This is a genomic window from Streptomyces sp. NPDC059455, assembly GCF_042750115.1.
Lineage (GTDB): Bacteria > Actinomycetota > Actinomycetes > Streptomycetales > Streptomycetaceae > Streptomyces > Streptomyces endocoffeicus.
Window position 1 is genome coordinate 1 of the sequence record NZ_JBHYVB010000110.1, and the last position, 5,663, is coordinate 5,663.

Sequence of the window (5,663 nt, forward strand, 5' to 3'; positions counted from 1 at the left end):
GCCGCCCCCCGTGCGCCCCCCCCCCCGCCCCATCCCCCAACCCGGGGCCGGGCCCGCCCCCCCGCCCGGGGGGGGGCCCCGGGGCCCCGGGGCCACCGGCCGCGCCCCCGGGCGCGCGCGGGGCTCTGCCCCTGGGCTTCCGGCGGGTTGCGCCCCGGGCCCCGGCCGGGCTGTGCCTTCGGGCCCGGCGGGTTTGCGTCTCCCGGCCCCAGCGGGGCCGGGCCCTCGGTGCACGTGGGTCAGGGCCGGGGGCGGGAGTCCGTTTCAGCCTCTCCGGCGTTTGAGGAGCGGGGTTGGGGGCGGAGCCCCATGTTCGAGCCCTCCGGCGATTGAGGAGCGGGGGCCGGGGTGGGATGGAGACAGCGGGCAGTGGGGTGACACGCGGGGATTCACTCTCTAGGGTGCCTGAATATGGATATGCACACTGTGGTGGTGGGGACGTCCGGAACGACCGCCGACGATGTCATCGCCGTAGCCCGCGGCACCGCGCGGATCGAGATCTCCGAGGCGGCGCTCGACGCCATCTCCGCGGCGCGGCAGGTGATCGACGACCTCGCGGCCAAGCCCGAGCCCGTCTACGGCGTCTCCACCGGCTTCGGCGCGCTGGCCGTGCGCCACATCAGCCCCGAGCTGCGCGCCCAGCTCCAGCGCAACATCGTGCGCTCGCACGCCGCCGGCATGGGCGCGCGGGTGGAGCGCGAGGTGGTGCGGGCGCTGATGTTCCTGCGGTTGAAGACGCTCGCGTCCGGCCGTACCGGCGTCCGGCCCGTCGTGGTCGAGACGATGGCCGCGCTCCTCAACGCGGGGATCACCCCCGTCGTGCACGAATACGGCTCGCTGGGCTGCTCCGGCGACCTGGCGCCGCTCTCCCACTGCGCGCTGGCGCTGATGGGCGAGGGTGAGGCCGAGGGGCCCGACAAGACCGTACGACCGGCCGCCGAGCTGCTGGCCGAGCACGGCATCGAGCCGGTCGAGCTCCGCGAGAAGGAGGGGCTCGCACTGCTCAACGGCACGGACGGCATGCTCGGCATGTTGATCATGGCCTGCGCCGACCTCGCCCGGCTGTTCACCGTCGCCGATGTGACCGCCGCCCTCTCGCTGGAGGCGCTGCTCGGCACGGACCGCGTCCTCGCGCCCGAGCTGCACGCCATCCGCCCCCACCCGGGGCAGGCCGCCAGCGCCGCCAACATGCTGCGGGTGCTGGCGGGTTCGGGGCTCACCGGGCACCACCAGGACGATGCGCCGCGTGTCCAGGACGCGTACTCGATCCGCTGCGCCCCGCAGGTCGCGGGCGCCGGCCGGGACACCCTGGCGCACGCCCGGCTGGTCGCCGAGCGCGAGCTGGCCTCCGCCGTGGACAACCCCGTGGTGCTGCCGGACGGGCGGGTGGAGTCCAACGGCAACTTCCACGGCGCGCCCGTCGCGTACGTCCTGGACTTCCTGGCCGTCGCGGCGGCCGACCTCGCCTCGATCGCCGAGCGCCGCACCGACCGGCTGCTGGACAAGAACCGCTCCCACGGCCTGCCGCCCTTCCTGGCCGGCGACCCGGGCGTGGACTCGGGGCTGATGATCGCCCAGTACACCCAGGCCGCGCTGGTGAGCGAGATGAAGCGGCTCGCGGTGCCCGCCTCGGTCGACTCCATCCCGTCCTCCGCGATGCAGGAGGACCATGTCTCGATGGGCTGGTCGGCGGCGCGCAAGCTGCGCACGGCGGTGGACAGCCTGGCCCGCGTCCTGGCCGTCGAGCTGGTCGCCGCCACCCGGGGCATCGAGCTGCGCCAGGGTCTGGAGCCCGCGCCCGCGAGCCGGGCGGTGCTGACGGCGGTGCGCCGGGCGGGCGTCGAGGGGCCGGGCGAGGACCGCTATCTGGCGCCCGACTTGGCGGCGGCGGACGCGTTCGTACGATCCGGAGAGCTGATCGGGGCCGTGGAGTCGGTGACCGGCCCCCTCAGCTGAGCGAGCGGTGGGGGCTGAGCGAGCGGTGGGGGGCTGGTACGCCCCCCATGCGCCCCAGGTGATACGCCCCCGAGCGAAGGGGCTGAGCGGCCTCGCTGAAGTCCGGTGCGGTTCGGTCGCGCCCCAAAGGGGCGCGGGGCCGTGTCGATATGCGGCCCCGCCGCGTGGGCGACCAGCCACGACGCGGCCGCGGATGAACGACCGCACCTCGCGCCACTTCCCGCGGAGCGCTCAGTACGCCTCCGGGCGGGTGCGCCGCACGGAGGCGGTCACCATCGCCACACCCAGCCCCAGGAAGGCCGTGCCCCCGAAGAGATACGGGGTGACGTCCACACTGCCGGTATCGGCCAGATCCCCGTCGGGCACTGCCTCGGTCCTGAGCCCGGACCCGGGCGAGCCGTCGGAGGTCCGCGAGGGTGTCGATGACGATCCCGGGTCCTCCACGGTGGCGTTGGCGGACGGGACGAACCACAGGGCGCACAGCAGCGAACCGGCAGCGGCGGCGGTCAGCAGCGGTCGGCGTGCGTTCAACGGCATCCTCCTTGAGGCTGCGGCAAATTGACCCCGTGCGCCGATCGTAGTGACAACTGCGGGTCGTGCGGAAGCGAGACGGGTCGGCCCCCTAACCTCCGTCGCATGACGAGTACCGAGACATCACGGTTTGTCCGGCTTCGTGTGGAGCTTGTGGTCGAGATCGCCGATGCGGATTGGCTGCGGCGCGCGGCGTACGAGCGGATCGACGGCGACGATTCCATGGCCGCGGAGGAGCGGGGCCACGCACGCCGCATGGTGGAGTCGGACGAGGCCGAGGCGCTGGCCTATCTGGTCGAGCCGTTCGAGCTGGTGGAGGAGGTGCCGGGGGTGGAGCTGGCCCAGGCGTCCTGGAGCAGCGAGCATGTCGACTACGATCCGCGCTCCGTCGAGTGGTCCGGGGCCTTCGCCGACCTGGACGAGGACGATTGAGCCCGGAGAGCCGCATTCCGGGCGATTTCCGGGCGACGAAGACGGCTGAGCCGTGCGGGTCCGGGTGTCGGCGGGTCTTACGCTGGAGTGGCGCCTTTGCTAAGTGGTCTCGCGCACAGTTTTGCCGTGCGTGGAACCGGCTAAAAGGTACAGGCGTTCTTATCGGGCAGGTCCGGGGTTTCTGGGGTCCAGATCAAGATCCAGGTCAAATGGAGAAGCGTGTGATGACGGACGGCAAGCGCCGTAAGGGGCTGGTGGCCGTGGCCGCCGTGCTCGGCGGCGTACTCACTCTCGCCGCGTGCGGCGGGGATGGCGGCGGCGACGACGCCAAGAACGACGGGCACAAGTCTCAGTCGCAGGTCGACGAGGCGGCGGCCAAGGACGCGTCGGACGCCCACATCAAGATCACGCCGAAGGCCGGTGCGACGAACGCGGGCATCAACAGTGACACCAAGGTCACGGTGAGCGAGGGCAAGCTCACCTCCGTCACGATGACGTCCGCGGCGACCGGCAACACCGTGGCCGGGACCATATCGCCCGACAAGACGTCCTGGAAGCCGAGTGGGCAGCTGGAGCGGGCCACTCAGTACAAGATCAGGGCGTCTGCCGAGGACTCCAAGGGCCGTAAGGCGACCGAGAACTCGTCCTTCACCACCGTCTCGCCCTCCAACAGCTTCATCGCCAACTTCACGCCGGAGGACGGCTCCACGGTCGGCGTGGGCATGCCGGTGTCCATCCGCTTCGACAAGGCGGTGACCAATAAGAAGGCCGTCGAGTCGGGCATCAAGGTCACCTCCAGCAGCGGCCAGCAGGTGGTCGGCCACTGGTTCGGCGGCGACCGGCTCGACCTGCGCCCGAAGGACTACTGGAAGGCGGGTTCGACCGTCTCCCTGAAGCTGGACCTGGACGGCGTCGAGGCGTCGTCCGGTGTCAAGGGCGTCCAGGAGAAGACCGTCAACTTCAAGATCGGCCGCTCCCAGGTCTCCACGGTGGACGCCGAGTCCAAGGAGATGAAGGTCGTCCGCGACGGCAAGCTGTTCAAGACGATCAAGATCTCGGCCGGCAGCCCCGATAACACGACCTACAACGGTCAGATGGTGATCTCCGAGAAGTTCAAGGAGACCCGGATGAACGGTGCGACGGTCGGCTTCACGGACGACGACGGCAAGGGCGAGTACGACATCAAGGACGTGCCCCACGCGATGCGGCTGTCCACCTCGGGCACCTTCATCCACGGCAACTACTGGGGCGCCAAGTCCATCTTCGGCAACGTCAACACCAGCCACGGCTGTATCGGGCTGTCGGACACCAAGGGCGCGGGCGACCCCAACACGGACGGCACCTGGTTCTTCGACAACTCCCAGGTCGGTGACGTCGTCATCGTGAAGAACTCCAAGGACAAGACCATCCAGCCGGACAACGGCCTCAACGGATGGAACATGGACTGGAGCCAGTGGGTGGCCGGAAGCGCCGTCGGCAGCGCCTGACACACCCTCTTCTCACCACCGCCGGGCGGCGGTCGGCCTTCGCGGGCCGGCCGCCGCCCGCCAGTGTGTGTGGCGCCCGGCTTTGTGCGCGGCGGCCGGGCGTGGCGGCCGGGTTCGGCGGTCTGCCGCGGCCGGGAGGCCGTGTTCACGGTTCGTCAACGGACCGGTGCGCGCGGTAGCGGTCCGCGCCGAGTGGCGTGACGGCCCCGCCGGAGGAGAATGGGCCATGGGGGCATCCCGTACCGGCCGGGCACGGCCGGAAGTGGCGATACGGAGGCGGCCCCATGCCCGAAGTCACGTCCTATCAGCCCGGAACGCCCTGCTGGATCGATCTGATGGTCCCCGACCAACAGGCCGCCCTGGACTTCTATTCCGGGCTGTTCGGCTGGGAGGGAGAGGTCGGCCCTCCGGAGGCCGGCGGCTATGCGACCTGGACCCTGCGGGGCAAGCCCGTCGCGGGGGTGATGTCCGCGCAGTCGGTGGGCGAGGAGGCCCCGCCGCCGACCGTCTGGACCACCTACTTCTGCTCCGCCGACGCCCAGGCCACCTCGGAGTCCATCAGCCGGGCCGGAGGCACCGTGCTGATGCCGGTCATGGATGTGATGGACCTCGGGCGGATGCTGGTGGCGGCCGACCCGCTGGGGGCCGTCTTCGGCGTCTGGCAGCCGCTCGGCTTCACCGGCGCGGGCCTGGTCAACGAGCCGGGCACGTTGATCTGGAACGAGCTCAACACCACTGACCGGGAGGCGGCTTCGGCCTTCTACGCGGAGGCGCTGGGCGTGGAGTCGACCCCCATGGAGGCCGAGGGCGCCGAGGGCTATTTCGCGCTCTCCGTCGACGGCCGCACGGTTGGCGGGCTCCAGCCGCTGCGGGAGGGGATGCCGCCGGAGGTGCCTCCGCACTGGCTGGTCTACTTCGCCGTGGAGGACACCGACCGCATTTCGGCCAAAGTGTCCGCCGAGGGCGGCACGGTCCTCCGCCCGCCGTACGACATGGTCGCGGGCCGGATGTCGCTGGTGAAGGATCCGCAGGGGGCGCCGTTCGCCCTGATCGCCCCGAAGCCCATGGGTTGAGCCGCCCCGAAGCCCATGGGTTGAGCCGGCGCGGAGCCTCGGCCGGGCTTACGGGGTGTCCGCCGTGTGGCAGGGGCTTCGCCCCTGGACCCCGGGGTCTGGGGCGGTGCCCCCCGGTTGGGGAGGGGCGGGGCGGGGGGCAGCCCCCCGCCGCCCTCCCCATCCCGCGGGACCCCCAAAACCC

General features: G+C 71.6%; 5 protein-coding genes. 4 read left to right on the top strand and 1 reads right to left on the bottom strand.

All coding sequences use genetic code 11. The features are described from left to right. The first annotated feature begins 411 nt into the window (after nucleotides 1-411). Entirely contained in the window at nucleotides 412-1,956 is a 1,545-nt protein-coding gene (hutH, locus tag ACFXB5_RS32120; RefSeq protein ID WP_385214410.1) for a histidine ammonia-lyase, read from the top strand. Nucleotides 1,957-2,187: 231 nt separating this feature from the next. Here hutH and ACFXB5_RS32125 read toward each other — a convergent pair whose 3' ends face one another. Continuing rightward, entirely contained in the window at nucleotides 2,188-2,493 is a 306-nt protein-coding gene (locus ACFXB5_RS32125) for a hypothetical protein (RefSeq protein ID WP_385214413.1), read from the bottom strand. 99 nt (nucleotides 2,494-2,592) lie between these two features. On the opposite strand from ACFXB5_RS32125, the gene ACFXB5_RS32130 reads away from it, so the two are divergent. The 3 genes from ACFXB5_RS32130 to ACFXB5_RS32140 all read left to right on the top strand — a co-directional run bounded on the left by ACFXB5_RS32130 (nucleotide 2,593) and on the right by ACFXB5_RS32140 (nucleotide 5,479). Then, on the top strand, nucleotides 2,593-2,919 hold the full coding sequence (locus tag ACFXB5_RS32130; RefSeq protein WP_385214415.1) for a hypothetical protein: 327 nt from the start codon (nucleotides 2,593-2,595) through the stop codon (nucleotides 2,917-2,919). 209 nt (nucleotides 2,920-3,128) lie between these two features. Next, nucleotides 3,129-4,406, top strand: a complete 1,278-nt coding sequence (locus ACFXB5_RS32135; RefSeq protein WP_385214418.1) for an Ig-like domain-containing protein — start codon at nucleotides 3,129-3,131, stop codon at nucleotides 4,404-4,406. Between the two features lie 284 nt (nucleotides 4,407-4,690). Then, complete coding sequence (locus ACFXB5_RS32140) at nucleotides 4,691-5,479, top strand: VOC family protein (RefSeq protein WP_385214421.1); 789 nt, start codon at nucleotides 4,691-4,693, stop codon at nucleotides 5,477-5,479. Nucleotides 5,480-5,663 lie beyond the last annotated feature (184 nt).

Excerpts from the sequence above, each read along its gene's own strand:
- hutH (WP_385214410.1), top strand. The coding sequence starts at position 412 with ATGGATATGCACACTGTGGTGGTGGGGACGTCCGGAACGACCGCCGAC.
- ACFXB5_RS32125 (WP_385214413.1), bottom strand. The coding sequence starts at position 2,493 with ATGCCGTTGAACGCACGCCGACCGCTGCTGACCGCCGCCGCTGCCGGT.
- ACFXB5_RS32130 (WP_385214415.1), top strand. The coding sequence starts at position 2,593 with ATGACGAGTACCGAGACATCACGGTTTGTCCGGCTTCGTGTGGAGCTT.
- ACFXB5_RS32135 (WP_385214418.1), top strand. The coding sequence starts at position 3,129 with ATGGAGAAGCGTGTGATGACGGACGGCAAGCGCCGTAAGGGGCTGGTG.
- ACFXB5_RS32140 (WP_385214421.1), top strand. The coding sequence starts at position 4,691 with ATGCCCGAAGTCACGTCCTATCAGCCCGGAACGCCCTGCTGGATCGAT.